This window comes from Streptomyces sp. sk2.1, from assembly GCF_008120935.1.
Lineage (GTDB): Bacteria > Actinomycetota > Actinomycetes > Streptomycetales > Streptomycetaceae > Streptomyces.
The window spans coordinates 1-604 of the sequence record NZ_RDBO01000180.1; the positions used below are offsets into that span (position 1 = coordinate 1).

The following is a 604-nucleotide window of genomic DNA, read 5'->3' on the forward strand; positions in this document are numbered from 1 at the left end:
GCGGTGCTGTTCACGCACAGCCGGTTCGCGGTGTCAGGACCCATGGAGTGGCACACATGGCAGGCGATCGACACAGTGGCTCTGCACAGCCGCCCCATCTCCACGCTAGTCGCCGGGGTCCTGGACGCTCACCGCGCGCACCTCGCCTCGACTCCCACAGCAGGCTGGTTCAACCCGGCATCCGTCGCTCCGGATTCCGGCCAGGCCGCCAGAATCCTGGAGGCGTTGCGGCCCTCATTCGAGTTTGCCGAACCGCCTAAGCTGCGGCGGCAGCGGATGGACCGGGAGACGCAAGCCTTCACTGCGCAGCAGTACGAGGTGCTCGACATGATCGCCGCCAACCGGCGGTGCCTCGTGCGTGGAGCTGCGGGGACGGGCAAGACGTTCGTGGCGGTGGAGGCGGCACGGCGGTTCGCCGGAAGCGGCCTGAGAGTCCTGCTGTGCTGCTTCAACCGGCAGTTGGGCAGCTGGCTCAAGGAAGAGACGGCCGAGGTGGAGGGGATCACGGCTGCTCACTTCCACTCTTACATGGCGGGACTGGTGTCCTCTGCACGCCCCGCAGCAAGCGGTGGCAGCGATTTCTTCACCGAGGAGCTGCCCGACC

At 67.2% G+C, this 604-nt stretch carries 1 pseudogene; it reads left to right on the top strand.

Annotation, left to right across the window (positions count from 1 at the left end):
• Positions 1–42 precede the first annotated feature (42 nt).
• Positions 43–604, top strand: a pseudogene (locus EAO76_RS42170) (PhoH family protein); the annotation flags it as partial.